The sequence below is a fragment of the Virgibacillus siamensis genome (assembly GCF_900162695.1).
Lineage (GTDB): Bacteria > Bacillota > Bacilli > Bacillales > Amphibacillaceae > Lentibacillus > Lentibacillus siamensis_A.
Map to the genome: position 1 here is coordinate 1,396,784 of NZ_FUIH01000007.1, position 26,957 is coordinate 1,423,740.

Consider the following 26,957-nt stretch of genomic DNA (forward strand, 5'->3'; position numbering starts at 1 on the left):
ACTATGCCTGCTGCCAACATAAATTATAACGTAAGATAAATGTTACCAAAAAAACATTTATTCGTTAAGTGGAAAAGGAGGAATTTAGTATGAGTGGCAACTATGGTGGAGGATTTGCGCTAATCGTAGTACTGTTCATTCTGCTCATTATCGTTGGTGCTGCCTGGATGTAATTCATTCGCATCCGGTTAATCCAGCTAATACGCTTAACAATAGCCAGCTCTATGAAGAGCTGGCTACTGTTATTTCACATGATTTCATTGTTTCTTTTGGCAATCACAGTATTTATTGTAAAATTCCTGAGTAAACTCATCCGCACAAACAGCGTATTTTTCACTGTAAATTTTCTCCACTTCTTCTATCATTTTTTTGCCGATGCCCATATTCCGATGGGATGGGTTAACCGAGATATGCTGTACGACAGCATTAATCTCATCTTCTATTTTTACTCCTATTGCACCGATTATATCTTCTTCCTTCCATAAGAAGAGTTGCCAGTCGGGATTCGTTTCATATTCCTTTATGGTTTGCTGCAATTTTTTCACATCTTTACCTTCGGGCATAAATGATAATAACCCCATTGCGATTTTTTCCATATTCTTTTTGTAACGAATTAACATAGATACCCCTCATTATGAAAAATAACATTTCAATTTGTCAGCATAAAATAGTATAGTTTGTATATATATTTATGCCTCATCTTGCTGATTTTGTCAAATTATACTTTTAAAGAACAAATCCAAACCAATAGATGAACCCTGCAATAAAACCAATTGCCAGTAAAATGATCATTAACAGCCAATTCTTTTTCTTCTCGTTCAAAAAAACTCATCCTTTTATCAAGTATTGCCTGAAAAAACCATAATCATACCGCTTTTGACGTCTCTTCAAAAATCATTATTTCTGAATAAGCGCCATCAAGATTCGGCAGCCGTCTGATTGTCTTCCGCGTATTTGAAAGGGAATTATATTTATTCCAGCTACCCAAAAGTTAAATAGTGCAAGCAGTACAATTGAATAGTGTGGATAAATGCTGTTTACATACCACAACATAATGGCAAGCAAACTATTGCATATGGGGCCCGCAGCGGCAATCCAGATTTTTTCAAAACGGTCAAACGGCACTTCCCGCTCGCTGGATACACTTCCTCCAATAAAAAAATACAAATGAATGATCACTTGAATGTTTCGTAATGTAAATTCATAAACCCTTCTGCCTGTTCCGATGGTCAGAAAAATGCTGTTTGCCTTGACTAGTGAAGCGCCTAATGCATGACCGCTCTCATGAACAAATGTACCGATTGGCGCAACTACGAATACCAGATAAAGAAGTGTATAAACGTCCATTTAAAATCTTACTCAGAGACTACCCTTATTTCCTTCATTGCATCCCCGTTTTTCATAGCTTTTGCATGTTCAATTCCTGATGTTACCTGACCAAAAACTGTATGAACACCGTTTAAATGTGGTTGTGGTTCATGTACAACAAAAAATTGACAGCTTCCAGTATCTTTACCGGCGTGTGCCATCGATAACGATCCTTCAACATGTGTATGCGGATTTCCTTCTGTTTCACAATTGATTGTGTACCCGGCTGAACCCGTTCCATTTCCATTTGGACAGCCGCCTTGACTGACAAACCCTGGTATTACCCGGTGAAAAGTCAGCCCATCATAAAATTGCTCATTAGCCAGTTTTTCGAAGTTGGCTACTGTATTCGGTGCTTCGTTTGGATAAAGTTCAAATTCAATTTTATTACCATTTTCCATTAATATATACCCGGTTTTATTCATCTCGATATCCCCTTTTAAATTCTTTAAACACTGTATATCTTACCATTTTCCAAAAAATAATTAAAGCTTCCTATTCTTCATAAGGCAAATCATTTTTCACTAAATCTTTGTAGGTTTCCCGTTTTACAACGAGCTTGTCCCGGCCGTTTTCCACAAAAACAACAGCAGCATTCGGAAATCTGTTGTAATGATTTGCCATAGAATAACCGTAAGCACCTGTTGAAAAAACAGCTAATACATCTCCGCTTTCAACCTCAGGCAATGGTAAATCCCAAATCAGCATATCACCCGATTCGCAACATTTACCTGCTACAGAAACATCTCCGGAAAGTTCAGCATCAGCTTTATTCGCTAGTAATCCCTCATATCTAGCCTGATAAAGTGCTGGTCTTAAATTATCCGTTAATCCACCGTCTACGGAAATATACGTGCGAACATCCGGAATTTCTTTAATTGAACCAATCGTATACAAAGTCAATCCTGCGTTTCCGGCAATTGAACGACCTGGCTCAATCCAAATTTCCGGTATTGGTATTTCAAGAGAGGCGGCATGTTTTTTTACTGTTTTCACGAGTTCTTCGACATAAGCGGAATATGGAAGCGGGTTATCCTCATCTGTGTATCGAATACCGAATCCTCCTCCAAGATTCAGAACATCCGGTGTATAATCATATTGGTCTTTCCATAACTTCAATTTTTTGAATAACATTTCCGCAGCAAGTTTAAATCCATCTGTTTCAAATATTTGTGAACCAATATGGCAATGAAGACCCTTGAATCGGATTTTGCGGTGTTCTGTTAATTGCAAAAACGCTTGATCAGCTTGACCATTATGAAGATTAAACCCAAATTTCGAATCTTCATTTCCAGTCATAATATACCTATGTGTTTTTGATTCAATCCCTGGCGTAACACGCATAAGGACATCCATTTCTTTTCCGTACTGCTCCAACAAACTCGTGATTAAATTAATCTCGTAAAAATTATCAACTACAATACAACCAACATTATTCTCGATCGCCATGGCAAGTTCATCCCGGCTTTTATTATTTCCATGCATGTGAATTTTTTCGACTGGAAAATCAGCCTGTAATGCTGTGTACAGCTCTCCTTGTGACACAACATCCAAACTTAAGTTTTCCTGTTTCATCACCTGGAGCATTGCAATCGAAGAAAAAGCTTTACTTGCGTATGCAACCTGTGCTTTAACGTTTAGTTTTTTAAAAGTATCCATGAATTCCCTGCAGTTGTTCCGAATTACAGATACATCATATACGTACAACGGACTTCCATATTCGGAAACCAATTTCATTGAATCCATTCCACCGATTTCCAAATGGCCCTTCCCGTTAATAGTGAATGGGTAATTTTCCAGTGTCATAATACATGTCCCCTATTCAAAAGAATAAAAATACTGTATCATAAGCCGAAAAAAAACAAAAGGATAATGCCGGCATAACTTTACCGTTTAACAGGCTGGCGGTAATTATTTCGCGGGTGTACAATGCTTGGACGCTTATTGGATTTTGGAACCGGCACTCGAATAAGAATTTGAACAATCGCACCTGCATTGAACGGCAAAAACGGCCATAAGTAAGGGGTTCGGATTGATTTAAGTCGTACGAGGTATAAAATAAACGCGGTAAATCCAACAGCAAATCCAATCACTCCAAATAATCCTGTCACAACAATCAGCACAAATCGCGTTAGTTTATTTGCAACACTTAGTTCATAACTTGGGGTAACATACGATCCGATAGCACTTACAGAAACGTATAAAATAACTTCGGGGCCAAACATTCCTACATCAATGGCTATTTGACCAATCAGTACAGCAGCAATCAAGCCCATTGCTGTTGACAGGGGTGTCGGTGTATGGATTGCGGCCATTCGTAAAAATTCCACACCAAGATCCGCTAATATAATTTGCAGTACGATTGGTACATTGCCTTCCTCTTGCGGTCCAATAAACGCCAGTTGCTGCGGAAGTAAAGACGGCTCAATTACAAACAATAGCCATAGCGGCAGTAAAAAGATGGACGCAAGGATTGCCAAAAACCTTACCCATCTTATAAATGTACCGACCATTGGCGCCTGCCGGTATTCTTCTGCATGTTGGACATGATGAAAATAGGTGGTCGGCAAAATAATAATGCTCGGTGATGTATCAACCATCAACAACACATGGCCTTCCAGTAAATGGCTGGAAGCTACATCAGGACGTTCTGTATAACGTACCAATGGATAAGGATTCCATCCCCGCTGCACAATAAATTCTTCAATTGTTTTGTCTGCCATTGATATGCCATCGATTTCAATATCCTCAATTTTCTTTTTAATAACTTCAATTAAACCTTCATCCGCAACATCGCTTAAATAACAAACGCATAAATCTGTCTTCGATCGCTCTCCCACTTTCAACATTTCCATGCGAAGTCTGGCATCACGTATTCGCCTTCTTGTTAAAGCAGTATTTTCGATGATGTTTTCCGTATATCCATCCCGAGATCCACGTACAACATGTTCTGTATCCGGTTCCTGGGGAGTACGCCCCGGGTAATGCCGTACATCAACAATGAAGGAATGTTTTTCTCCATTCACGAAAATAACAATCAAACCGGACAATAACTGATCCACCACTTCATCCATATTTTCTGTTTCTATTACTTGTTGATGTATAATCCGGTTGTGTATGATTTCGGGTATCTTTCTTCGTTCCCGCTCACTATCATTAATATCGACTAATTTTTTTATTACTTCTGCAATAACAGATGTATCACAAAGTCCTGTTAAATAATAAATCTGAACTTTTGTTTTCAACAGGGTTAATTCCCGAAACCCCAGATCAAACGATGTACCCAGACCGATTTTGTCTTTCATGTATGCTTCATTTTCTTTAACTTTTCCGGAGACCAATGTCACATCATCACGCATTTTCATAACTTAACACCTCGCTTCGAACTTTGCCTGTTCACTTCATAAAAAACGTCCATTGAAAAATGGAGCCGGCAATCTTCCCAAATACGATTGCCATCAGAAACCATAACAGTTTATCTTCCATTCTTATACGTTTGGAAATAATCGGAAACACATTTAATACTTCCGTAAGTGCCGCTGCAAGCATTCCATTAAAAATACCGTGGAATGTTCCCCACAAAATCAAAACTGCCGTCGGTTGATCCCAATTTACTTCCGCAAAAGACATATACGTGCCGAATAATGTTCCTGTTATGACACTGATAACATATACGTGTATATATTTTGCGGTACGGCTTAATTGAATTAATCTCGGAATAATACCCAATACAGTCAGAAAAGCAACAAATCCTCCCCCAACCGCCAATCCACCAGCAAGACCAATTATGACCTCCAATATGCTAATGAAAAGGTTTGGTATCATTTAACCGGTTTTCATAGTAACTGACGTATTGATCCAAATCCTGCTGGTAATTATAAATTTCAACTTCAAGCGGACTGGGTTCTTCATTGAACCGTTTGGTGAACCAATGATTGAAGAATAGCAGCATACCAATGCCCAATCCGAATGAATAAGGAATTTGTATCCACAATGGGTATTCATTTTCTTCACCGGTCAATAATAAATGCAGCTTTTGCTGAACTTCCTGCATACTAACATCATAATGAAAATTCATAATCGTCATGGCCGTTCCGATAAACAAAAGAATCCAAACAATGGATGCAAGCAGTATACTTGGTGTTTTTTTTACTTTTTTGATTCGGATAATTGACTGTGCCGGCCCAATAAGCTGAAACTCCAGTCCTGAATATTGCTCGTTTAAATGGTCAATAACGATAAAGCTATCAATGATGATTATGTTTTGATCTTTTTCTGTTATGTTGTAGATAAAGGTATTCTCCAACTTGGATTTAAGCGCTGAAGGCGCTGATATATACGCGATATCCTTTAAATACAAACGCTGCATTTTGTTCAGTTCCACATTTTTCTTCATCCGGAGATAAATGATGTTATCCATATAAAATCATCCTCCGTTTTGTGATGTACTATAGTGTTTGTTAAAAAAAATTTGTTATAGCTAGCAAAAGTTGACAAGTAGAAGCTAAAGTGCAGTGACTCATTCGGTAATCGAATTATACACAAGCATAAAATTTTATTATTAAAACAAAAAAATCACCACTTTAAAAGTGATGATTATCATTGATTCATATTAACTTTCATTTCGTACAGTATTTTCTTCTCGAGTCTTGAAACCTGCACTTGTGAAATACCGAGCCTTTCCGCTACTTCCGATTGCGTTCTATCTTTATAATAACGCAAATATACAATCAACCGCTCACGCTCATTGAGCCCCCTTATTGCCTCCTGTAACGTCAGTTTGTCAAACCAGTTTGTATCTTCCTCTGCTATTTGATCCAGCAATGTAATCGGATCGCCATCATTTTCAAACACCGTTTCATGAATGGAGTGCGGAGCTTTCGCTGCATCTTCTGCATGCACAACATCCTCTGGCGAAATATCCAAAGCATCAGCTATTTCATGGATGGCAGGCGATCTTCCAAGTTGTTTCGTCAGCTCGTCCCGTTTTTTTCTGATTTTATTTCCAGTCTCTTTCAGGGATCTGCTGACTTTAACACTTCCGTCATCACGGATGAATCGTTGGATTTCCCCGATAATCATCGGAACCGCATACGTGGAAAATCGTACATCATATGACAAATCAAATTTATCAATCGCTTTGATAAGCCCGATACTTCCGATTTGAAATAAATCATCCGGATCATAGCCTCTGCTGATAAATCGCTGGACAACGGACCAGACAAGCCTGACGTTTCTTTCGACCAAAATATCCCTGGATTCTTTATCGCCATGTTGGCTTTTATAAATATATTCTTTTACCTGTTCATCTGTTAAAGCCTCTCTCTGATCATTGTAATCATCTTTTTTAACATTTACATCCATAGGCATCCCTATTTGCAAACCGTCTTGCTTTTTGTTAATTGTTTTGTCATATGCACGGTAGTTCCGTCACCAGGGCTGGAAATAACTTCAACAGAATCCATGAAATTTTCAATGATCGTAAAACCCATTCCGGAACGTTCCAGCTCGGGTTTCGATGTATACAGCGGCTGTCTGGCTTCATCCAAGTCTCCAATACCAATACCATTATCCTTAATTGTCAGTTCCACTTCGTCATCGTTCAAGGCGCATCGAATAGAAACCTGATTGCCGGGCCTATTATTATAACCATGGATTATTGCGTTTGTTACCGCTTCTGATACGACTGTTTTTATCTCAGTCAATTCATCCATTGTGGGATCAAGCTGTGCAATAAATGAACCGACTGTCACCCTGGCAAAGGACTCGTTCTCACTTACACTGGAAAATTCTACACACATTTCATTATTCATGAAGCCACCCCTAACGTAAATAACGCGTTTTCTTCGTTCTCCTCTAAACGAATAATTTTAAAAATACCCGACATTTCGAATAAACGTTTTACTGGCGGCGAAACTGAACATACGACCATTTCCCCGCCAAGCTGCAGAACCTCCTTATACCTTCCCAGAACAACCCCCAGTCCGGAGCTGTCCATAAATGATACAGCTTCAAGATTTAAAATCACATGCTTTATAGCATTCTGGTAAATCATTTCCTTCCATTCATTCCGCAATGCTTCTGCTTCATGATGGTCCAGTTCCCCTGAGATTCGAACGATTAATACGTCTTCTTTCACTTCAAACGCAGTAGACAGAACCATTTTGTTCTCCTCCTTACAAATTGTTGTATTATATTTTTCTTTATATGTCTTCCTAATTCCTGCATGATGACAAAAGAAGTGCCTATTCGTTCAAAATAGTAAAAATCAACCGCTTTTCGCCAAGTTTTGCAGTGTCCTTTTCAGTAAGGTGAAATAACTTGCTGACTCAACATCCTGATTAATGACGAGCGGTGATTTGGAAACTGTTTTTCCGGATTTTTTGATCACAATTTCCCCCACTTTGTCGCCTTTTTTAAGCGGTAATTGGATATCTTCCGACAACATAGATTTTGCAGTAATATCTTCGGTTGATTCACCTTTTCGATGAATGGTGCTGATTGACTCTGAAGCGACAACATCGATATGCTGCTTTTCTGACTTCAATAAATCCAATGTTGTTACTTTGTCACCTTTTTTAAATAAGTTTTTTGTTTCAAAATGGTTAAATGCATAATCAAGCATCTGGGATACTGTTCCATTGCGCTTTTTCGTCGAATCGGCCCCCATTACAACCGCTATTACACGCATGTCATTTTTCTCTGCTGTAGCAGTAAGACAATATTTAGCCTCATTGGTATACCCGGTTTTTAATCCATCCACCCCCGGATATGACTTAACTAATTTATTTGTATTGACCAGCCAGAACTCGTTCTCCTGACCCTTTCGTAAATAGTCTTCATATACAGAAGTATAATCGGTTATAGATTCGTATTTTAATAACTCTTTTGCCATGACTGACATATCATGAACGGTGCTGTAATGGTTCTCAGCAGGCAAGCCGGTTGAATTTCCGAAATGAGTGTTCTCCAGCCCAAGTGCCTTTACTTTTTCGTTCATTTTCTTAACAAAAGCTTCTTCGCTTCCGGCAAGCCGTTCGGCAAGTGCTACCGTAGCATCATTACCAGAGGCAATGGCGATTCCTTTCAATAAATCATTAACACTCATTTCTTCGCCTTCCTCCAGAAATATTTGTGAACCTCCCATCGATGCAGCCCGCTCACTGACACGTATCATATCATCTTTCTCGATTTTTCCTTTGTCGAGTGCATCCATAATCAGAAGCAGAGACATAATTTTTGTCATACTTGCGGGTGGCAATTTCTTGTTGGGATTTTTCTTGTAAAGTACTTTACCGGTATCCCGCTCAATTAGAATAGCTGATTTAACATCCGGCGCAAGATTAATATTCTCACCGGACTTTTCGCCGGAATCCCCCTCCTTGCCGTAAACAATACCGGATGCAACCGCCATATAAAAACAAACGATACTGGTCATTATTACAAATTTTTTCATGGTTTAACCTCCAACAATCAATATAGTAAAAGGATTAACGTAATGACATCAATTTATACTTGTTGAAGGCGCAAAAAAACACACATGGGAGATGTGTGTTTTTTCATCTAATATCTCTGTTATTCTGTTACAGTTCCATAAATAAGGGTAGGCGATTCGACTGGTGTATCAGAAATTGTGATACTTTTATAAAGCTTCTCTTTAACGTCCTCAATGTCAGTGCTATTTGTATGAATCGTTAAAAGCGGTTCGCCCTCTGTAACATTGTCTCCGATTTTCTTATGAAGCACTATGCCTGCAGCCAAATCAATGACCGATTCTTTGGTTGCTCTTCCCGCTCCAAGCATCATTGCTGCGGTTCCAACATCATTTGCAGTAATTTCAGCTATCGTACCGGTTTTCTTTGCAGGCAATGCAATCTTATAATCTGCCTGGGGAAGCATTTCCGGTTGATCCGCCACAGTGGTATCCCCACCCTGGGATTCAATAAATGTTTTAAATTGACTGAATGCCTTTCCGTTGCGTATATTTTCCTGGAGAAGTTTGCGTGCTTCCTCCGTCGTCTCCGCTTTCCCGGCAAGCACTGTCATCTGACTGCCTAATACGAGGCATAATTCGGTTAAATCATCTGGACCGTTACCTTTTAATGTATCAATTGCCTCTTTTATTTCCAATGCATTGCCAACTGCATTGCCAAGAGGCTGGCTCATATCCGAAATGACCGCCATCGTATTTCTTCCTACCTGGTTTCCAATGGATACCATAGCTTCAGCGAGTTCTTTGGCATCATCCAGTTTTTGCATAAAAGCCCCGGATCCAGTTTTAACATCAAGTACAATACTATCGGCACCAGATGCTATTTTTTTGCTCATAATGGAGCTTGCAATTAATGGGATTGAATTAACAGTTGCAGTTACATCCCTTAAGCTGTACAGTTTTTTATCTGCCGGTGTAAGGTTCCCGGATTGTCCAACCACTGCTACCTTGTTTTTATTGACAAGCTGGATAAATTCTTCACTGGTAATTTCAACATGAAATCCCGGTATGGATTCCAGCTTATCGATGGTTCCGCCAGTGTGTCCCAGACCTCTGCCGCTCATTTTTGCAACCGGAACCCCAAGTGAAGCCACCAACGGAGCAAGTACAAGTGTTGTAGTGTCACCGACCCCGCCGGTTGAATGTTTATCGACTTTGATACCGGTAATTCCTGATAAATCTATTTTGTCGCCTGAGTCAACCATTGCACTTGTCAATTCCGCACGTTCTCTCTCATTCATATCCTGAAAATAAATAGTCATCAGAAGTGAACTCACCTGATAATCCGGTATCTCGCCGTTTGTATATCCATCAATAAAATAACGGATTTCCTCATTGGTAAGTTCTTTGCCATTACGTTTTTTTTCAATTATGTCATACATTCTCATCATCCATCACCCTCGCTCTTTAATTGGCAATGTCCGGATTATTTCTTTGACAAACCGCAAAAAGTTTTCTTTAACCTTATCCGTTGTTTCAATCACTTCATTATGGGTCAGAGGCTGATCAAGAATACCTGCCGCCATATTTGAAATGCACGAAATACCCAGTACACGCAAACCGGAATGTGCAGCAGCAATTACTTCCGGCACTGTTGACATACCAACTGCATCACCGCCAAATGTGCGCAGCATTCGAATTTCTGCTGGTGTTTCGTAAGCGGGTCCGGTATTCGCGACATATACACCATGCCTTACTGTCAGACCAATTTTCTCAGCACATTGATCTGCGTGGGCAAGATAAACGGAATCATAGGCTGCGGACATGTCCGGAAATCTGTCGCCCATTTCCTCCTGATTCGGTCCAATCAATGGATTATTCCCCATGTTATTGATATGATCGTCAATCAGCATTAAGTCACCCGCATGAAACGATTTATTTATTCCTCCTGCTGCATTCGTTACAACAAGGGAGTCAATTCCCAATTCCTTCATAACCCGCACCGGAAAAGTCACCTGCTGCATTGTATATCCTTCATAGTAGTGAAACCTTCCCTGCATGGCGATTACTTGTCGCCCTTCCAGTATGCCGGCAACCAACTGGCCCTTATGCCCGGAAACAGTTGACTCCGGAAAATGCGGAATCTGTTTATACAGGAAAGATACGGGGTTGTCTATTTCATCAGCAAGTACTCCCAGTCCAGAGCCCAATATTAATCCTATCTCCGGTTTTTCAGTCAAATTTTTATTCAGAAACGCTGCTGCTTCTTTAATACTTTTTTGATCCATGAACTACCACTCTTTCTATTTAATTTCGTTTAAAAAACTTTTCCCGTGCTCAGGCATGGATATATTGAAATTGTCGGAGATGGTTGCTCCGATATCCGCAAATGTTTTGCGGATTGGTAATTCTTTTCCTTCACGGATTCCATTATGAAAAACAAGCAATGGAACATATTCACGGGTATGGTCTGTACCGTGATGGATTGGATCGTTTCCGTGATCAGCGGTAATGATGAGTAAATCATCGTCATGCAATCTGTTTAACACTTCCGGCAAGCGCGCATCAAATGCTTCCAATGCTTTCCCATAACCTTCCGGATCCCTGCGGTGACCATATTTGGCATCAAAATCAACCAGGTTTAAAAAACTGAGTCCGAAGAAATCCTTTTCCATCGATTCAACCAGCTTTGTCATGCCATCCTCGTTATCGGCGGTCCGAATTGCAGACGTAACACCTTCACCGTCATAAATATCCGATATCTTTCCTAAAGCAATCACATCATGATCAGTGTCCTTCAATTCATTCATAACTGTATGTCCAAATGGTTTTAAAGCGTAATCATGTCTGTTTGCAGTCCGCTGAAATGCCCCTGGTTTACCTGTGAAAGGTCTGGCAATCACCCGGCCGACCATATACTTTTCATCCAGTGTCAGTTCACGGGCAATTTCGCATATTTTATACTGCTCTTCCAGCGGAATAATGTCTTCATGGGCTGCAATCTGCAGTACCGAATCTGCTGAAGTATAAACAATTAAAGCTCCCGTTTCCATATGTTCTTTACCGAGCTCATCCAATATAACCGTACCGGAAGCCGGTTTATTCCCAATAACACCACGGCCTGTTTTTTCTTCCAGTTCAGTAATCAATTCATCCGGGAATCCATTTGGGAAAGTGCGGAAAGGCTGTTGGATGTTCAGACCCATAATCTCCCAGTGGCCAGTCATCGTATCTTTCCCATTGGATGCCTCTTGCATTTTTGTAAAATGTGCCTGCGGATTGTCCTGTTTTGCAATTCCCTCTATTTCCCGGATATTGCTCAGACCCAGCCTTGCCATATGTGGCATATCCAATCCATTCATCCGATCGGCAATATGGCCAAGCGTGTCTGCTCCCTTATCATCAAATTTTTCCGCATCCGGGGCTTCACCGATTCCCACTGAATCCATTACAATTAAAAATACTCGTTTGAAATCCTGCATAATATCCCTCCAGTAATAATATGATCTTTTCCGGCATAATTTATCGTATCTAATTTTGTTGTAGGATGTCTGACATCTTAGTCTATAATTATGCCCTTGGATGGTATGATTGGTAAATATCCTTCAGACGTGTCCTGTTAACATGCGTATAAATTTGCGTTGTGGAAATGTCCGAATGTCCAAGCATTTCCTGAACGGACCGCAAATCCGCCCCATTCTCCAGCAAGTGTGTTGCGAAAGAGTGGCGCAATGTGTGCGGCGTTATTTCTTTTTTGATTCCTGATTCCCTGGCTGCCGCTTTCAGTATCTTCCAAAACCCCTGCCTTGACAATGGTCTTCCGTGCTGATTAACAAACAATGCGTTCCGGTCCTGTTTTCGTCTGGTAAGCTGTCCTCGAGCATCCTGCAGGTATTTTTCCACTGCTTCTTTAGCGACATCCCCCAATGGAACAATTCTTTCTTTTGAACCTTTACCGTAACACCTGACAAAACCCATAGTCAGGTGAAGATCACTAACCTTTAAACTGATTAATTCCGACACACGCAATCCTGTTGCATACATTACCTCCAGCATTGCCTTATTGCGGATACGTAACGGAGAATCCGCCTGTAATGTCAATAAGGTTTCAACATCCTGTGCAGATAAAATGTCGGGCAATTTTCTTTCTCTTTTGGGGGTCTCAATATGAATACTGGGATCCTGGTTCACCATCTGTTCCCTCATCAGAAATTGATGAAAGGAGCGGATCGATGAAATGATTCTTGCAATTGTTGCGGATGATTTCCCATGGTCCTTAAGGTCATATAAAAATCTGACAATATCCTGACGTTCCACATCAGCCCAATTTTTTTTATGTATTTTTTGATCAACAAACGACATGTATTGTCCCAAATCCCGCCGGTAGGATTTTAATGTATTGTCCGATAAGCCCCGTTCTACCTGTATATAATGTATAAAATCCTCAATACCGGATTTTAGCATAACGGCTACTCCCCTAATTGGAAAAATATGTTTAATCGGTCGATAATGTCATCCCCCTGCTCAAACACCTTAACAGAAGGACCTTCAGGTGGATCATAACGGTGATTCTTTTCATATTCAGCATGCATTACCTGCAATCCTATATAAAATAAGCACGTACAGGCAGCGAAAATCACAAACACCTTCAATGTATCCCATATCATCTCTTTCACACTGCATGTCCCCTCTTTTGATATCTATTAATAAAAGATATGCAAAAAAAGGATCCCAATATACATGGGAAACAATAATTATGTTTCGTTTATTCAAACGTAACCCATTTATGCTAAAAAGTAAATTAATATGGCAGTTTTCTGAAGGACTTCCAACCGCCGCAAATCAAAACAAAAGCCTCTTTCCGTTAAGAAAAAGGCATCCAAAAACGTTATGATGTTGCAGACTGCACAGATGCTTTCTGACATTGCTTGCAAAGTCCATGAAATGTTAAACGGTGATCCTTAACTTGAAATCCCCAGTCATTTTCAACGATTTTTTCAACGTCTTCAAGCAAATCCTCCACAATTTCTTCAACAGATCCGCATTCAATACAGACCAGATGGTGATGAAAATGTTCCGCACCCTCTTTGCGAAGATCGTAACGGGAAACACCATCACCAAAGTTTATCTTATCGACAATTTTTAATTCGGATAATAATTCTAATGTTCGATACACCGTCGCCAATCCGATTTCAGGTGCCAGTTCTTTAACAAGTAAGTATATTTCCTCTGCACTTAAGTGATCTTCTTCACGTTCAAGCAATACCCTGACAGTAGCTTCCCGTTGTGGAGTAAGCTTATAGCTTTGTGCATGGAGCTGTTTTTTAATCTGTTCAATTCGATGTTCCATGGCAAGTCTCCTCCCTGATATCCCCATCTATATTATATGCACACAGATAACCAGTGTCAAAGTATAATAATTATAAACTGTTACCGATAATTATTATTATATAATATAAATTATCATTTATAAAATGATTGGATCAGAACTTCCATTGCTTCATTTGCAACAAATGCTTCCATGGAAGCTGCGACGAATGAAGCAGCGAAAAGCAGGAAAAAGATCATCATATAACGGCCAAACGGTTGAAAAATCGGCTGCGGAATCTTTTTTGAAAACAGTTTTCCAAGCAGCGTCAATGAGAATATCATGGACATGCTCCCGGCAATTAAATAGACCGGTATAATTAAAAAGTTCTGCGGCGCGATTGATAATGATGCCAGCAGCAATCCCTTTGCCCCGAGCTGATTGACAATAAATCCAACGGAAAATCCCACGACAAGCCCCTTTAGGAATATGAGAACCCATACCAATGGAAGACCAATAACAGATAACCCCAATATAAACAGTAAAATTAAATATTTGGCATGATATAGGAAGCTGGTCTTTAAGATTTCACCATTATCGATTTGCCCGCTCCCGCTAATTTGTCCAAAAAAACGTTCCAGGTAGAAAAACAACCCTTCCTTTTGTCCAAAACTCATACTGTTTACAATGATTGCTCCGAAAATGACACCCGTTAAGAACAGAATAATCATAAACAAATAAATGGTCGCATGTTCTTTTACATGATTTACTGCTAAAGTTCGTTTGGTATACATTGAAATCCTCCATTGTTCTTTTTTGCTTCTCTACTTAAAAACTATGAAGAATACCATGTAAAAATACCAAATTGCGGATGATTAATTCAGGAAGTTACACTTCCGTATCTGCCGCCCCCGCCAGCTCTTATTTCCAGCTTTCCTTCACGCATCCGGATAATAGAGGCAGCTAGTTTTTCAGGAACAACCTTTTTCAGATCCTCAAATGAAACATGGTGAATGACATTCATTTCCGTATCAAAATGGGATAACAGCTTTTCAAATGTTTTAGGACCAAGCTTTGGCAGATACTCCAATGGAACCTGATACAAATATGGCGGCCGCTCCACATTGCTTCCGTCGGCATTGGACAATTCCTGTATCCGGTCATACACACCTTTTATGATTTTAGTGGAATGACACTTATGGCATTGATCTGCATCAAGTGATAATGGCTCCAGACATTGACTGCAAACTGTTGTATGATATTTTCCCAAATGCGGATTCATACCGAAATTTTGTTTGATGGACCGCCCATTTACATTGCTTAATGCCCATTCAAATTCTTTAAAAGAAGGCTCTTCCATGATAATTTCCTGATATTCCCTGGCGATTTTAGCAAGCGAATGCGCATCAGAATTCGACACAAATGTATAGTCATGTAATTCCTTTATTTGATCAGCCATTGTCGTATCCGAACTCAATCCGAGTTCAATGGCATCAATCAAATCAGGATCAAATACCTCTTTTAATGATTGATGAACACCTTTTCCGTATAAACTTTTAAACGGGGTAAACGCATGGGCGATGATAAACAGCCCGGAAAGTTCTTTCACTTTGTACTGCAGTTCTTTAGCAGAACCATAATAACGCTGGGAACTCAGTGTGACGTTTTTCATTCTTCCTGTCAACCACTCTGTAAACGCTTCAATCGTCTGAAGTGTCGGGAAAAAGCAAAGCACGTGAATAGGTCCATGGCAATTTTCATCATATACCTCAATTTCCGAACCGGGCAGCAATGTTACCTTTTCAAATTGAATTCCCCCATCTGCCAGCTCATAGGCTTTCCCCGCTTCAATTAATTGTTTTATCTCTTCCTGTACCGCCGGAGCATGACTGTCAATCACTCCTGTCATATGAATCCCCTTGTTTCGGCTTGCTTCTATCAAAATATTGGTAAGGGTCAATGTTTTGGCTCCGGTTATCTTTACCGGTTTATTGTACATATCTCTCCCAATATGGATGTGCATATCAGCAAAATATGAGTTCAGCATTTTCTACATCCTTTCCAGTGATTCAAGATACAAAATTGCATAATTTGTTTTGGCGTCATGAATGCGCTGTTCCCGTACATACTGCTTTGCCTCGTCCAGCGTCAGTTCAAGCAATTCAACAAATTCATCATCATCACCTGACACTGCATTTTTCAGCGGTTCCAGTTCTTCTGTCATATAGAGATACATAAGTTCATCCGCGAAACCAGGCGACGTGTAAAATGATGCTATAAATTGAAGACTGCCCGTTGTATAGCCGGTCTCCTCTTCCAGCTCACGGACTGCAGTTATTTCGGGTTTCTCACCGGGTTCGAGTTTCCCAGCCGGCAGTTCCACCAGTGATTTTTCCAATGGTTTACGATATTGTTCAACAAAGACAATTTTTCTATCCTTGGTAATCGGAATAATCGCTACAGCACCCGGATGCTTAATCAGTTCACGTTTTGCTGTTTTGCCATCTGGAAGCGTCACATCATCCACCTGCAATTTAACAACCTTCCCATCATATATTTGTTCTGTATGGATTGTTTTTTCTTCAAATTTTTTCATATGTTGGTTCATCCTTTTTTTCAGCACTAATATTTATTCTAACACACCTGTTTAGTTGAATTTAGCGGAAACAGTTTCTTACAATAGATTAAAGAACAATTACTGGAGGGAAACCGCATGAAAAAAAATCAACTTGGCCAATCAGATTTATATGTTTCTGAACTGACACTTGGATGCATGTCGCTTGGAACAAAGCAGCAAAAGGCCAGTAATATTATTGACGCTGCATTAGATGCTGGCGTTAACCATCTGGATACCGCTGATTTATATGATTTTGGTGTGAATGAGGAACTTGTTGGCGAGGCAATTAAAAACCGGCGGGAACAGGTTATTTTAACGACAAAGGTAGGCAATCATTTTAATAAGGACAAAAAAGATTGGTTTTGGGATCCGTCACCCGACCATATAAAGAACGGTGTAAAAGACAGTCTCCGTCGTCTTAAAACAGATTATATCGATTTTTATATGCTTCATGGCGGAACAATTGACGATCCCATCGATGAATCAATTGAGGCGTTTGAATCCCTTAAACAGGAAGGTGTTATTCGTGCATATGGCATTTCTTCCATTCGCCCCAATGTTATTCGTGAATACGTGAAACGATCCAATATCGATGGGGTTATGATGCAGTACAATATGCTGGACCGGCGTCCGGAGGAAGAAATACTGAATCTGCTGCATGAAAACCGTATCAGTGTGCTGGCTAGAGGACCACTTGCCAAAGGTATGCTCAGCAATAAAGCCGCTGAGCAGATTAACAAAAAAGGACAGAATGGATTTTTGGGTTATTCCTATGAAGAGCTTAAAACAGTTAACGATAAGCTGACCGAACACTTCGGGAATGACTTTTTGTTAAATGAACTGGCGTTGAAATACGTGCTCAAATCCCCTGCCGTTGCCACTGCTGTGTTTGGTGCAAGTTCAACCGGCCAGGTGGCGGAAAACACCGCCTTCAATTATTCCAAAACAATGACCGATGAAACGTATGAAGCCCTGCAGCAAATTACAAAAGCAATTCAATATGCAAACCATCGATAAAATGAAAGAGGCTGGGACAAAAGTGCATTATTCAAAGAAAAACCCGAACAATTTATGGAGCGTATAACCGCTCCGGAAATATACTTCGCTATCCCCCTTATTGTTCGTTTTTTGTATCACACGTTTTTGTCCCAGCCTCCTTTTCTTCATTGCCAACATATCCACGATTTTGCCCGGTATATTCACGGTTTTCAACTCAATATTCACGATTTCGGGCCCAGTATCCACGGTTTTGCACTCAATATCCACGCAATTGAATTCCCATCTCTCAAAGCCAATACAATAAATTTCCATTGCTAAAATTTCAACAGCTGGCATATAATAGAACAAATGTTCCTTTTAGGTGGTGAATTCATTGGATTATTCCGGCTATCCAAGAAATGACGTGCTGTGCATCGATATGCGCTCTTTTTACGCGAGTGTCGAAGCTGTCAAACTGGGACTGGACCCCATGACCGTACAACTGGCTGTGGTCGGTGACACAAGCCGGCCGGGAAGCATTGTACTGGCGGCTTCTCCGGAACTAAAGAAGAAACATGGCATCAGCAATGTCAGCCGCTTTTTTGAACTTCCCGATGATCCGGAAATTGTGATTGCCCCCGCACACATGGCTGACTATCTGGAAGTATCCGTGGAAATCACAAAACTGATTAATCAATATGTGCCAAAAGAAGCTATTCATCAGTATTCTGTTGACGAAGTATGGGTTACTGTAAATGGACTTCAAAAACAGTTCGGCACTCGTCAGGGAGTTGCCATGTCCATTAAGCAAGACATCCTGGAAAACTTCGGTATCACTTGTTCGATTGGTATCGGTGACAATAAATTTCTGGCAAAAGTTGTGATGGACCTGCATGCAAAAAAAGCAGGCATAGCCGAGTGCAGATATGAGGATGTGGAAGCGAAATTATGGCCGTTTCCTGTTCAGGATATTTGGGGAATCGGCCGAAGAATGCAACGTAATTTAAACCGAATGGGGATTGTAAAACTCAAGCATCTCGCCAATTTCCCGCTGGAAAACCTAAAAAGACGCTTTGGAATTATGGGGGAACAGCTTTATTGGCATGCTTGGGGAATTGACCTTAGTCCCGTCTTCGGTAATTTTACCAAAACGGAGCAAAAAGGATTCGGTCACGGTATTTCTTTATTGCGTGATTACACCGGAGAGGAAATTGCCGCCTGTATTCTTGATCTTTGTGAGGAAGCCTGCCGCCGGGCAAGAACGGCAAACAAAGCGGGACGGACAATACACCTCGGAATTGCATATTCCAAAGAAACAGGCGGTGGATTCGGACGGTCGAGATCTGTACAGTTCCCGACCAACATTACAATGGATGTTTATACTATTGCTATGCAGCTTTTCCATGAATTCTACGATGAGACCAGTAAAATCAGACATGTCTATATAACACTGGATAATCTTTATGAAAACAGGGAAACCCAGCTTAACTTATTTGACGACAGGCCCAAGAAAAAAGATATCGGTTTTGTGATGGACTCAATCCGTGATAAATTCGGGGCCACTGCTATCTTGCGGGCCACAAGTTATACAGATGCCGGAATCACCATTGGCCGCAGCCATAAAATCGGCGGTCACCAGGCATAAACCATTATTTCCTGTTAAACTGTTTTTTCAAAAGCCTTTCCATCGTTCCCGGAAACAAGTGATACAATTTGCTGCCCAGTTCCATCCAGCCCGGTAAATTGATTTCCCGCTTGTCCGTAAACAAAGCTTTTACAATTTTCGCAGCCACTTTATCGGGAGGAAGCATATAACGCTCCATGTTTTTCTGATAGTCACCGGTCGAATCAGCCCCGGCAAAAAAATTAGTTTTTACAGGCCCCAGATTAACTGATGTAACACGGATATTATAGTCAGATGTTTCCAAGCGGAGTGAATTGGTAAATCCGAGAACAGCATGCTTGGTCGCGGCATAACCAGCAGCTTTCGGAGTGGCAATTTTACCCGCCTGTGAGGCAACATTTATTACATGCCCTTCCTGGTGCTCTATAAAATGCGGCAAAAGAAGTTTTGTCCCCTGTATGAGCGCAAATACATTTAATTGAAACATACGCTCCACATCTGTCCATCGTAAGTCCTTGACATAATCAAACACACCTGCACCGGCATTGTTGATTAAACCATGAATTTGTGAATGCTCAGACAGGATTTGAACTATTACCTTATCAAGTTCCTTTTGATTTAATAAGTCCGCCTGATAAGCATAACTGTTAACCTGATGTACCTTTTTAATCTGCATCTGCTGATTTTGCAGTTTATTGATGGAACGGGCGACCATGATTGGAACCCCGCCGTTTTCGGCAATTTGCCAGGCAATCTGTTCGCCGATGCCGCTGGAGGCACCGGTGACAATAATTTTTTTACCGGCAATTCTATTTTGCATAATAATAACAAACCCCATCTTCAAGTGATTTACCGACAAGACCTTCATCTTCCAGGTAATCAAGCTGTCCGGTCGTTTCGGAAATAGTTAAATCAAGCTGACTTTTATATTGTTTCGCAAAGATTTGCCGGCAAATTTCAAATATCGACTGTGGATGATCCTTTAAAAGCGTTAGCACATGATCAGCCCGCTGCTCCTGCTTTTTCAAACGGGAAGGAATCAGTGAAGCGACATCTGAAAAAACCTCCCCATGCCCGGGAAAAACTGTACGGATTCCAAGATGCAAGCATTTTATAAGGTTTGCCCGGTATTGCAGCATTGGTTTCGGACGATCTCCCCCATCCACCGGTGCCTCCAGCAGCGGATTGGATGAAATATGCTGAAGCAGGTGGTCTCCGCCAATAAATGCACCGTCACATTCTCGGAGAAACGACAAATGACTTTGCGCGTGGCCCCTTGTATCAATAACCTGCCAATCATTATGTCCCGGCAATGGATCGCCCGCTTTCATAATTGTATCGACATGTCCTGAACCGGCAAAATTCAGCGGTCCCCGAAGCTTTTTCAGTACATCGCGGTATTCCGATGGCACACCGCATTTTATAAAAAAGTCGGCAAAGAATGCTTCATAGCGCTGGAAGAATGTTTCATTTCGGCTTAGCCATAAATCAACGTTTTCATGTGCTGCAATTTGCTTAACCCGTGGAAACTGATCGACAAGCCCAATATGATCCGGATGATGGTGTGTCAAAATAATTTGTTCAATATCAGCCGGCGTATAACCAAGTTCGTTCAATTGATCTTTCAGCGCTTCCCATGCCTCTTTCGTTTTAACCCCTGCATCCACAAGGGAAAGGATGTCTCCCTTAAGAAGATATACATGGGTATCCCCAACAGCAAAAGGTGTCGGTACTGTAATCTGACTGATTGTTTTGTCCATTACTTTCATCTATATTCCTCCAAATGAATGACTGTTCATTTTAGTCATATTGTATATCCTTTGCCACAAAAAGTCATCTGATGGATATTATTTGTCAAACAGCTGATGAATGGCTTCGGTTAAAATAGCAGGTAAATAGTCAAAGCTGTATGTCAATTCAAGCCGTTCAGTCCATTGGTGCGGATCTTTTCCCAACGGCCCTATATTCAATATAGGCATCGTCAACTGCTTCATGACATCTTCCGGAAAAAGAAAACCATTATGCTGCAGCGGCATATTAACAGTCAATTGCTGCAACTGGCTTTCGGCTGTTGCGGGTCCAACAAAACTCAAATCGGACAACCCGGTAAAAAACTCCGACACGGTCAATTTTTTGCTGTAGTGTTCCTTAGTATAGGTTTTTACATGGTCCATCACCTGCCGAATACGCGGATCATCATAGGATGATACGGCAGGATAAAATGGCGGGCTGTAGAATAAAATAATCATTGGTGCTAGATCTTTGCACATGGATGCCAGTTCCTGAACAAGCAATGTGGAAAAATCCCGGTCTCCTGTGTCGCGCTGACTGACAAGCAGATTTTCCCGACGTTTCACCTCATTTGCACCATGGCGCTTTACAGCTTCTTTATACAATTCATCATACATCATAACACGCACATGAAGATCAGGCATTGTAAAATCATCGGCTACGTCAGCAAAATGACTGGCCTTTGCATAAACATATTTTTCAACCTTACGGGCAGCTGCCTCAGCACCTTCCAATAATTTGCCATTGATCTGGTCGAATGACTGTTTTAAAAAAAGCACGTTAAACATCGAAATGGCGGTGTGCGGCGTCTGGACGGAATATTCCTCTTTCAAATCCCGCTGCATCAAACTGATTGGCGGGGGTGTGACTTCATCGCCAATTTTTTCGATAAAGGCTTCGTTTAGTTCCAGTTGCTGGGATAAAAAACTTGTCATTAAATTAGGATTAATTCCGGCAAATGGTTCACCGACATGTGATGCTTTTCCATAGCAATAAAAACCGGGCAGCATTTTACCGATCGAACCGGCATAAACATAGTAATTCGTATCTCCCGGGTATTTGCTGAACATCGGCTCACCGTTCAGGCATGCGGTATATGTAAGTTGTTCTTCTTGCTGAAGCTGTTCCAGCACCGGAAGTGCCGTTACCATTCCCAACGAATTTACTTCTTCATCGGGAACTGAAACAAGTAAAATATTTCCGTTAAATTCACCGGCGATGGCCCGTTCAATCATGGAAAAATGCAGTGTAAGTCCAGCCTTCATATCCATGGATCCACGGCCGAACAACCACTCACCGGACGATAAGTCTGATTGGACAGCTTGGGGAAGCCGGTCCTTTATTGCCTCCATTTCCTTTGTCAGTTCCCGTGGGTAAAAAGCAAGATTTCCCAGAGAGCCATAGTCATCAATACCAACAACATCAAAATGGCTTAGCAAAATAATCGTATCTGATGAAACACCGTTTTTCACCAAAGCTGTTAAGAGATGTCTTCCATCTGCAAGTGGATGAAGATTCAGATGGTCCGGATTATTTTGAAAATAATTTTTCTGCATCAGTAAATGATGCATATATTCCGCTAAAGCAATTTCGGCATTGCTGCCTGTTATGCTCTGGTGTTCCACCAACGAACACAATAAATCAGTCAATTGCTCCTTTGTTTGCCAGTTTTTCATATAAACCTCCAAAAAAATTGACTTATTTCAAAAAATCAAACACAATCAACGTGAGGTGAACGAACTTGTCAACTGCAATCATAGCCCATCGCGGCGCCAGTAAAGTTGCCCCTGAAAATACGATGTCAGCCTTTAAAATCGCATACCAATCGGGGGCGGATGGAATTGAAACAGATGTGCAGCTGACGAAAGACCGCGTGCCTGTTCTGATGCACGACGAACGTCTGAAGCGCACAACAAATGGTTCCGGTTACATAAAGAACTATACGTTTCACGAATTGCAAAGTCTCGATGCTGGTTCATGGTTTTCCAAAAATTTTTCGGGTGAAAAAATCATAACACTTCATGAACTGCTGAAATGGCTGCTCAACAAGCCTTTATATTTAAACATTGAACTGAAAAATAATAAAATAGACTATGAGAATCTGGAAAACATCGTTGTTGATATGATATCACAATTTCATCTGCAAAACCGAACCATCATTTCAACATTTAATCCAACAAGCGTCCGGCGTTTGAGAACAGTAACACAACAAATCGAAATTGCTTATTTAACGTCAAAACGCAAACACAATATTATTAGGAACGCCAAACAATTGGGAGCAAACGCTGTTCATGTAAAATACCGTCTCCTCAGTAAAAAACTGATGCAGCAGTCCAAGGAGGAAAACATGCCGGTTCGCGTGTACACGGTTAATAGACCCGGCCGCATGAGGCGCTGTTTTGATTATCAATGTGATGGCATTTTTACGGATCAGCCTGAACAAGCATTGCATTACCGTAGACAGTTTGGCAGCAATTTTTTGTAATATACAGGAGGAAATGATATGACGAAACTATTTTCACCAATCGATTTAGACGGAATTACACTTAAGAACCGCATTGCTATGTCTTCCATGTGCATGTATTCATGTTCTGAACAGGATGGAAAAATAACACCATTTCATCAGACACACTACATATCCCGTGCGGTCGGACAAGTAGGACTTGTAATGACCGAGGCAACTGCTGTTCAACCGGAAGGACGTATTTCACATGAGGATCTTGGCATCTGGAATGATGACCATGTGGAGGGGCTGAAACAATTAACGGATCAAATCCACCATTATGGATCTGCAGCCGGCATTCAGCTTGCACACGCTGGCCGTAAAGCAGAATTGGACTCCTCCATTTTTGCACCGTCTCCCTTGCCATTCAGTGAAAATTATAAAACACCGGTTGAGATGAATCAGAAGGACATTAAGGAGTCGATCAGTGCGTTCAAAGCTGCTGCTGAGCGCGCAAAAGCGGCAAATTTTGATCTTATCGAAATCCATGCAGCCCACGGCTATTTGATCAATCAGTTTCTTTCACCACTTACAAATCATCGGACGGATGAATATGGAGGGACTGCGGAAAACCGTTATCGTTTTCTATCTGAAATTATAACAGCGGTCAAAGGTGTATGGAATGGTCCGTTAATTGTGCGTATATCCGCAGATGAATACGATGAGCATGGGAACAGCCAAGAGGAAATCCTATACTTCGCTGAACGCATGAAACGTGACGGAGCAGCATTGATTGATTGCAGTTCCGGAGGGGTTGTACCGATTTCGGTCAAATCTTATCCCGGCTATCAAATTAAACGGTGTGAAACAATCAGAAAAATAGCCAACATTAAAACAGGTGCCGTCGGATTAATTACCAGTGGACTGCAGGCGGAAGAGATTGTCCAGAATGACCGGGCAGATCTTGTTTTTATTGGGCGTGCCTTATTGCGGAATCCGTATTGGGTTAAACAAGCTGCAGATGAACTTGGCTATCAGCTTGAAGCGCCAAAACAATACAAACGGGGTTGGAGATAGCTATGGAACTCATTTTTCTCGGTACCGGTTCAGGGATTCCATCCAAAACCCGGAATGTATCAGCACTGGCACTAACTCTGCTGCAGGAAGAAAACAGTATCTGGCTGTTCGATTGCGGTGAAGCAACACAACATCAAATCTTGCATACGTCCATTAAGCCAAGAAAAATTAATAAAATATTCATCACCCATTTGCATGGTGATCACATTTTTGGCCTCCCTGGGCTGCTCAGCAGCAGATCTTTCCAGGGAGGGGACGATCTGTTAACCATTTACGGCCCGCCAGGTATAAAAGAATATGTGGAGACAAGTCTGAAAGTAAGTGGAACACATCTGACCTACCCGCTTTCAATCAGCGAATTCCAGGAAGGTGAAATAGTTGCGGATGAAAATTTTTCTGTCTCCGTAAAAAAATTGGAGCATGGGATTGCAAGCTATGGTTTTCGTATTATTGAAAAGGATAAAACAGGTCCTCTTTTAGTTGAAAAACTGCAGCGGGAAGGTATCAAACCTGGTCCCATATATCAGCAAATAAAAGAAAATGATACGGTTACGACGAATAACGGGAAAACAATTTATCGTAAGGATTTTCTTGGACCGCCGAAGAAAGGACGCATCCTGACAATACTTGGTGATACAAGAAATCCTGTTCAGTTCCAGGAATTTGCGGCAAATTCAGATGTACTTGTTCACGAGGCGACATTCGATCATTCAAGGAAGGATCTTGCCCGCCAGTATTTTCATTCAACATCGGTACAAGCGGCAACACTGGCGAAAGAAAGTCAATCCGGGACTTTGCTGCTGACACACATATCATCCCGATACCAAAGGGAAGAATCAGAAAGGTTGCTGCAAGAGGCAAGAGCTGTTTTTGCAAATACGGAACTTGCAGACGATTTTTACAAGGTAACGATAGATTCCAATTAAAGGGGCGATAATGATGGAACAAATCAGTCAGCTTGTAAACAGTCAACGGGAGTTTTTTAAAAGTGGAAAAACACTGGATTATGCATTCCGCAGGACACAATTAAAAGCGCTAAAAAGCATGTTAAAGAACTATGAAACTGACATTTACCGTGCGTTAAAAAAAGATTTAAACAAATCAGCCCACGAAGCGCTTACAACCGAACTTGGCATCCTTTATGCAGAAATTGATTTTGCTCTGAAACAGTTAAAAAACTGGATGGAACCGCAAAAAGTGGATACCCCCATTACACATAAGGGGACAAAAAACTATATTTATAAAGAACCTTATGGTGTTTCTTTAATTATAGCACCATGGAATTACCCGCTGCAGCTTTTAATCGCTCCCGCCATTGGTGCAATTGCAGCCGGGAATACCGTTGTTCTGAAACCTTCCGAATTTACTGGAGCAACATCAAAACTTCTCGCCTCCATGATCAAACAAACCTTTGAATCGCAATTTGTGTCAGTCATTGAAGGGGCAAAGGAAGTAAGCGAACAACTGCTTGAACAGCGATTTGATTATATTTTTTTCACCGGCAGCCCTCAAGTTGGCAAAAGTGTCATGCAGCAGGCAAGTAAACATCTAACCCCGGTTACATTGGAGCTGGGTGGTAAAAGCCCTGCAATTGTGGATAAGGACGCAACAATTGATCTGACAGCAAAACGCATTGTCTGGGGTAAATTTACCAATGCCGGACAAACATGTGTCGCACCCGATTATATCTATGTTCATGAGAAAGTCAAAGCTAAGTTGATCAAGGCAATGAAGAAACACATAAAAGCATTGTATGGCAACCACCCAATTGACAATGATGATTATGTCCATATTGTACACAAAAATCATTTCAACCGGCTCATGAAGTTCCTGAATAATGGCTGCATTGTACATGGCGGCACAGCAGATGCAGAACGGTTATCAATTGAGCCTACCCTGCTTGATGGAATTACATGGGAAAATTCTGTTATGCAGGAGGAAATCTTCGGGCCCATAATGCCAATCCTAACTTTCCGCAAACTGGATGATGTGATTACGGAAATGAAGGAAATGGAGAAACCCCTCGCTTTGTATTATTTCGGTGAGAAGGAGAAATCGCAGAATAAAATGATGGAAAACGTATCCTTTGGCGGCGGATGCATTAATGATACCCTTTATCATCTCGCAAATCCACACCTTCCTTTTGGCGGTGTCGGAACAAGCGGTATAGGCGGTTATCACGGCAAATACAGTTTTGACACATTTTCACATCAAAAAAGCATGATGAAACAAACAACTAAATTCGACCTTCCATTGCGATATCCTGGTGGAAAACTTACAAAAACACTCGTCAAACGAATTATGAAATGATAGATACCC

At 41.0% G+C, this 26,957-nt stretch carries 30 protein-coding genes; 7 read left to right on the forward strand and 23 right to left on the reverse strand.

What is annotated here, in order from left to right:
- Positions 1 to 89 precede the first annotated feature (89 nt).
- Entirely contained in the window at positions 90 to 173 is an 84-nt protein-coding gene (locus B1K71_RS10790) for a YjcZ family sporulation protein (protein ID WP_077326775.1), read from the forward strand.
- Between the two features lie 84 nt (positions 174 to 257).
- Here the strand turns inward: B1K71_RS10790 and B1K71_RS10795 are convergent, their stop codons facing one another.
- The 20 genes from B1K71_RS10795 to B1K71_RS10890 form a co-directional block, all read right to left on the reverse strand.
- The gene (locus B1K71_RS10795; RefSeq protein WP_077326777.1) at positions 258 to 620 is read right to left on the reverse strand and encodes a GNAT family N-acetyltransferase; all 363 of its coding nucleotides are present in this window, start codon (positions 618 to 620) and stop codon (positions 258 to 260) included.
- A gap of 277 nt (positions 621 to 897) precedes the next feature.
- Positions 898 to 1,347, reverse strand: coding sequence for a site-2 protease family protein (locus B1K71_RS10800; protein ID WP_077326779.1), 450 nt, complete (start codon positions 1,345 to 1,347; stop codon positions 898 to 900).
- Between the two features lie 8 nt (positions 1,348 to 1,355).
- Positions 1,356 to 1,793 carry a peptidylprolyl isomerase gene (locus B1K71_RS10805; protein ID WP_077326781.1) on the reverse strand — a complete coding sequence of 146 codons (438 nt, stop codon included), beginning with the start codon at positions 1,791 to 1,793 and terminating at the stop codon, positions 1,356 to 1,358.
- Positions 1,794 to 1,863: 70 nt separating this feature from the next.
- Complete coding sequence (gene lysA / locus B1K71_RS10810) at positions 1,864 to 3,174, reverse strand: diaminopimelate decarboxylase (RefSeq protein ID WP_077326783.1); 1,311 nt, start codon at positions 3,172 to 3,174, stop codon at positions 1,864 to 1,866.
- Between the two features lie 80 nt (positions 3,175 to 3,254).
- The gene (locus B1K71_RS10815) at positions 3,255 to 4,733 is read right to left on the reverse strand and encodes a spore germination protein (RefSeq protein WP_077326785.1); all 1,479 of its coding nucleotides are present in this window, start codon (positions 4,731 to 4,733) and stop codon (positions 3,255 to 3,257) included.
- A 31-nt stretch (positions 4,734 to 4,764) separates the two neighbouring features.
- Positions 4,765 to 5,193 carry a stage V sporulation protein AB gene (locus B1K71_RS10820; RefSeq protein ID WP_077326787.1) on the reverse strand — a complete coding sequence of 143 codons (429 nt, stop codon included), beginning with the start codon at positions 5,191 to 5,193 and terminating at the stop codon, positions 4,765 to 4,767.
- A complete protein-coding gene (locus B1K71_RS10825; RefSeq protein WP_077326788.1) occupies positions 5,171 to 5,788 on the reverse strand; it encodes a stage V sporulation protein AA in 618 nt (205 codons plus the stop codon). Before B1K71_RS10825 ends, B1K71_RS10820 begins: the two co-directional genes overlap by 23 nt.
- Before the next feature lie 179 nt (positions 5,789 to 5,967).
- Positions 5,968 to 6,732 carry an RNA polymerase sporulation sigma factor SigF gene (sigF, locus tag B1K71_RS10830; protein WP_077326790.1) on the reverse strand — a complete coding sequence of 255 codons (765 nt, stop codon included), beginning with the start codon at positions 6,730 to 6,732 and terminating at the stop codon, positions 5,968 to 5,970.
- Between the two features lie 8 nt (positions 6,733 to 6,740).
- Positions 6,741 to 7,181 (reverse strand): anti-sigma F factor, encoded by a 441-nt coding sequence (gene spoIIAB / locus B1K71_RS10835; protein ID WP_077326792.1) that lies wholly within the window; start codon positions 7,179 to 7,181, stop codon positions 6,741 to 6,743.
- Complete coding sequence (gene spoIIAA / locus B1K71_RS10840) at positions 7,178 to 7,531, reverse strand: anti-sigma F factor antagonist (RefSeq protein ID WP_077326794.1); 354 nt, start codon at positions 7,529 to 7,531, stop codon at positions 7,178 to 7,180. The genes spoIIAB and spoIIAA overlap by 4 nt, the downstream gene beginning before the upstream one ends.
- 105 nt (positions 7,532 to 7,636) lie before the next feature.
- On the reverse strand, positions 7,637 to 8,824 hold the full coding sequence (locus B1K71_RS10845; protein ID WP_077326796.1) for a D-alanyl-D-alanine carboxypeptidase family protein: 1,188 nt from the start codon (positions 8,822 to 8,824) through the stop codon (positions 7,637 to 7,639).
- 119 nt (positions 8,825 to 8,943) lie between these two features.
- Entirely contained in the window at positions 8,944 to 10,248 is a 1,305-nt protein-coding gene (locus B1K71_RS10850) for a pyrimidine-nucleoside phosphorylase (protein WP_077326798.1), read from the reverse strand.
- Between the two features lie 6 nt (positions 10,249 to 10,254).
- Positions 10,255 to 11,088 carry a purine-nucleoside phosphorylase gene (locus B1K71_RS10855; protein WP_077326800.1) on the reverse strand — a complete coding sequence of 278 codons (834 nt, stop codon included), beginning with the start codon at positions 11,086 to 11,088 and terminating at the stop codon, positions 10,255 to 10,257.
- Between the two features lie 15 nt (positions 11,089 to 11,103).
- Positions 11,104 to 12,282, reverse strand: coding sequence for a phosphopentomutase (gene deoB / locus B1K71_RS10860; RefSeq protein ID WP_077326802.1), 1,179 nt, complete (start codon positions 12,280 to 12,282; stop codon positions 11,104 to 11,106).
- Between the two features lie 88 nt (positions 12,283 to 12,370).
- Positions 12,371 to 13,264, reverse strand: coding sequence for a site-specific tyrosine recombinase XerD (xerD, locus tag B1K71_RS10865; protein ID WP_077326804.1), 894 nt, complete (start codon positions 13,262 to 13,264; stop codon positions 12,371 to 12,373).
- 5 nt (positions 13,265 to 13,269) lie between these two features.
- Complete coding sequence (locus B1K71_RS10870) at positions 13,270 to 13,467, reverse strand: DUF4227 family protein (protein WP_245799387.1); 198 nt, start codon at positions 13,465 to 13,467, stop codon at positions 13,270 to 13,272.
- A 221-nt stretch (positions 13,468 to 13,688) separates the two neighbouring features.
- Entirely contained in the window at positions 13,689 to 14,150 is a 462-nt protein-coding gene (locus B1K71_RS10875; protein ID WP_077326808.1) for a ferric iron uptake transcriptional regulator, read from the reverse strand.
- A gap of 113 nt (positions 14,151 to 14,263) precedes the next feature.
- A complete protein-coding gene (gene spoIIM / locus B1K71_RS10880; RefSeq protein WP_077326810.1) occupies positions 14,264 to 14,902 on the reverse strand; it encodes a stage II sporulation protein M in 639 nt (212 codons plus the stop codon).
- 86 nt (positions 14,903 to 14,988) lie between these two features.
- Entirely contained in the window at positions 14,989 to 16,155 is a 1,167-nt protein-coding gene (locus B1K71_RS10885; protein ID WP_077326812.1) for an endonuclease Q family protein, read from the reverse strand.
- Between the two features lie 3 nt (positions 16,156 to 16,158).
- Positions 16,159 to 16,704: an NUDIX hydrolase gene (locus tag B1K71_RS10890; protein ID WP_077326814.1), complete on the reverse strand. Its 546-nt coding sequence runs from the start codon at positions 16,702 to 16,704 to the stop codon at positions 16,159 to 16,161.
- A gap of 117 nt (positions 16,705 to 16,821) precedes the next feature.
- Here B1K71_RS10890 and B1K71_RS10895 point away from each other — a divergent pair, with 117 nt between their 5' ends.
- Entirely contained in the window at positions 16,822 to 17,742 is a 921-nt protein-coding gene (locus B1K71_RS10895; RefSeq protein WP_077326816.1) for an aldo/keto reductase, read from the forward strand.
- Between the two features lie 355 nt (positions 17,743 to 18,097).
- Positions 18,098 to 19,348: a Y-family DNA polymerase gene (locus B1K71_RS10905; RefSeq protein ID WP_077326820.1), complete on the forward strand. Its 1,251-nt coding sequence runs from the start codon at positions 18,098 to 18,100 to the stop codon at positions 19,346 to 19,348.
- Positions 19,349 to 19,352: 4 nt separating this feature from the next.
- On the opposite strand, the gene B1K71_RS10910 is transcribed toward B1K71_RS10905, so the two are convergent.
- The 3 genes from B1K71_RS10910 to B1K71_RS10920 form a co-directional block, all read right to left on the reverse strand.
- Positions 19,353 to 20,147: an SDR family NAD(P)-dependent oxidoreductase gene (locus B1K71_RS10910; protein WP_077330190.1), complete on the reverse strand. Its 795-nt coding sequence runs from the start codon at positions 20,145 to 20,147 to the stop codon at positions 19,353 to 19,355.
- Positions 20,137 to 21,096 (reverse strand): MBL fold metallo-hydrolase, encoded by a 960-nt coding sequence (locus tag B1K71_RS10915; RefSeq protein ID WP_077326822.1) that lies wholly within the window; start codon positions 21,094 to 21,096, stop codon positions 20,137 to 20,139. Before B1K71_RS10915 ends, B1K71_RS10910 begins: the two co-directional genes overlap by 11 nt.
- Positions 21,097 to 21,174: 78 nt before the next feature.
- Positions 21,175 to 22,794: a M20/M25/M40 family metallo-hydrolase gene (locus B1K71_RS10920; protein WP_077326824.1), complete on the reverse strand. Its 1,620-nt coding sequence runs from the start codon at positions 22,792 to 22,794 to the stop codon at positions 21,175 to 21,177.
- A gap of 65 nt (positions 22,795 to 22,859) precedes the next feature.
- Between B1K71_RS10920 and B1K71_RS10925 the strand changes: the two genes are divergently transcribed.
- The 4 genes from B1K71_RS10925 to B1K71_RS10940 are packed head-to-tail and all read left to right on the forward strand — an operon-like array spanning position 22,860 to position 26,948.
- Positions 22,860 to 23,603 (forward strand): glycerophosphodiester phosphodiesterase, encoded by a 744-nt coding sequence (locus B1K71_RS10925; protein WP_077326826.1) that lies wholly within the window; start codon positions 22,860 to 22,862, stop codon positions 23,601 to 23,603.
- A gap of 18 nt (positions 23,604 to 23,621) precedes the next feature.
- Positions 23,622 to 24,638, forward strand: coding sequence for an NADPH dehydrogenase NamA (gene namA, locus B1K71_RS10930; RefSeq protein ID WP_077326828.1), 1,017 nt, complete (start codon positions 23,622 to 23,624; stop codon positions 24,636 to 24,638).
- 2 nt (positions 24,639 to 24,640) lie between these two features.
- A complete protein-coding gene (gene rnz / locus B1K71_RS10935) occupies positions 24,641 to 25,564 on the forward strand; it encodes a ribonuclease Z (protein WP_077326830.1) in 924 nt (307 codons plus the stop codon).
- Between the two features lie 13 nt (positions 25,565 to 25,577).
- Positions 25,578 to 26,948 (forward strand): aldehyde dehydrogenase, encoded by a 1,371-nt coding sequence (locus tag B1K71_RS10940; protein WP_077326832.1) that lies wholly within the window; start codon positions 25,578 to 25,580, stop codon positions 26,946 to 26,948.
- The last annotated feature ends 9 nt before the right edge of the window (positions 26,949 to 26,957 follow it).

What these genes read in the sequence shown, in the direction of transcription:
- B1K71_RS10790 (WP_077326775.1), top strand. Translation starts at nt 90, where the DNA reads ATGAGTGGCAACTATGGTGGAGGATTTGCGCTAATCGTAGTACTGTTC.
- B1K71_RS10795 (WP_077326777.1), bottom strand. Translation starts at nt 620, where the DNA reads ATGTTAATTCGTTACAAAAAGAATATGGAAAAAATCGCAATGGGGTTA.
- B1K71_RS10800 (WP_077326779.1), bottom strand. Translation starts at nt 1,347, where the DNA reads ATGGACGTTTATACACTTCTTTATCTGGTATTCGTAGTTGCGCCAATC.
- B1K71_RS10805 (WP_077326781.1), bottom strand. Translation starts at nt 1,793, where the DNA reads ATGAATAAAACCGGGTATATATTAATGGAAAATGGTAATAAAATTGAA.
- lysA (WP_077326783.1), bottom strand. Translation starts at nt 3,174, where the DNA reads ATGACACTGGAAAATTACCCATTCACTATTAACGGGAAGGGCCATTTG.
- B1K71_RS10815 (WP_077326785.1), bottom strand. Translation starts at nt 4,733, where the DNA reads ATGAAAATGCGTGATGATGTGACATTGGTCTCCGGAAAAGTTAAAGAA.
- B1K71_RS10820 (WP_077326787.1), bottom strand. Translation starts at nt 5,193, where the DNA reads ATGATACCAAACCTTTTCATTAGCATATTGGAGGTCATAATTGGTCTT.
- B1K71_RS10825 (WP_077326788.1), bottom strand. Translation starts at nt 5,788, where the DNA reads ATGGATAACATCATTTATCTCCGGATGAAGAAAAATGTGGAACTGAAC.
- sigF (WP_077326790.1), bottom strand. Translation starts at nt 6,732, where the DNA reads ATGGATGTAAATGTTAAAAAAGATGATTACAATGATCAGAGAGAGGCT.
- spoIIAB (WP_077326792.1), bottom strand. Translation starts at nt 7,181, where the DNA reads ATGAATAATGAAATGTGTGTAGAATTTTCCAGTGTAAGTGAGAACGAG.
- spoIIAA (WP_077326794.1), bottom strand. Translation starts at nt 7,531, where the DNA reads ATGGTTCTGTCTACTGCGTTTGAAGTGAAAGAAGACGTATTAATCGTT.
- B1K71_RS10845 (WP_077326796.1), bottom strand. Translation starts at nt 8,824, where the DNA reads ATGAAAAAATTTGTAATAATGACCAGTATCGTTTGTTTTTATATGGCG.
- B1K71_RS10850 (WP_077326798.1), bottom strand. Translation starts at nt 10,248, where the DNA reads ATGAGAATGTATGACATAATTGAAAAAAAACGTAATGGCAAAGAACTT.
- B1K71_RS10855 (WP_077326800.1), bottom strand. Translation starts at nt 11,088, where the DNA reads ATGGATCAAAAAAGTATTAAAGAAGCAGCAGCGTTTCTGAATAAAAAT.
- deoB (WP_077326802.1), bottom strand. Translation starts at nt 12,282, where the DNA reads ATGCAGGATTTCAAACGAGTATTTTTAATTGTAATGGATTCAGTGGGA.
- xerD (WP_077326804.1), bottom strand. Translation starts at nt 13,264, where the DNA reads ATGCTAAAATCCGGTATTGAGGATTTTATACATTATATACAGGTAGAA.
- B1K71_RS10870 (WP_245799387.1), bottom strand. Translation starts at nt 13,467, where the DNA reads ATGATATGGGATACATTGAAGGTGTTTGTGATTTTCGCTGCCTGTACG.
- B1K71_RS10875 (WP_077326808.1), bottom strand. Translation starts at nt 14,150, where the DNA reads ATGGAACATCGAATTGAACAGATTAAAAAACAGCTCCATGCACAAAGC.
- spoIIM (WP_077326810.1), bottom strand. Translation starts at nt 14,902, where the DNA reads ATGTATACCAAACGAACTTTAGCAGTAAATCATGTAAAAGAACATGCG.
- B1K71_RS10885 (WP_077326812.1), bottom strand. Translation starts at nt 16,155, where the DNA reads ATGCTGAACTCATATTTTGCTGATATGCACATCCATATTGGGAGAGAT.
- B1K71_RS10890 (WP_077326814.1), bottom strand. Translation starts at nt 16,704, where the DNA reads ATGAAAAAATTTGAAGAAAAAACAATCCATACAGAACAAATATATGAT.
- B1K71_RS10895 (WP_077326816.1), top strand. Translation starts at nt 16,822, where the DNA reads ATGAAAAAAAATCAACTTGGCCAATCAGATTTATATGTTTCTGAACTG.
- B1K71_RS10910 (WP_077330190.1), bottom strand. Translation starts at nt 20,147, where the DNA reads ATGCAAAATAGAATTGCCGGTAAAAAAATTATTGTCACCGGTGCCTCC.
- B1K71_RS10915 (WP_077326822.1), bottom strand. Translation starts at nt 21,096, where the DNA reads ATGAAAGTAATGGACAAAACAATCAGTCAGATTACAGTACCGACACCT.
- B1K71_RS10920 (WP_077326824.1), bottom strand. Translation starts at nt 22,794, where the DNA reads ATGAAAAACTGGCAAACAAAGGAGCAATTGACTGATTTATTGTGTTCG.
- namA (WP_077326828.1), top strand. Translation starts at nt 23,622, where the DNA reads ATGACGAAACTATTTTCACCAATCGATTTAGACGGAATTACACTTAAG.
- rnz (WP_077326830.1), top strand. Translation starts at nt 24,641, where the DNA reads ATGGAACTCATTTTTCTCGGTACCGGTTCAGGGATTCCATCCAAAACC.
- B1K71_RS10940 (WP_077326832.1), top strand. Translation starts at nt 25,578, where the DNA reads ATGGAACAAATCAGTCAGCTTGTAAACAGTCAACGGGAGTTTTTTAAA.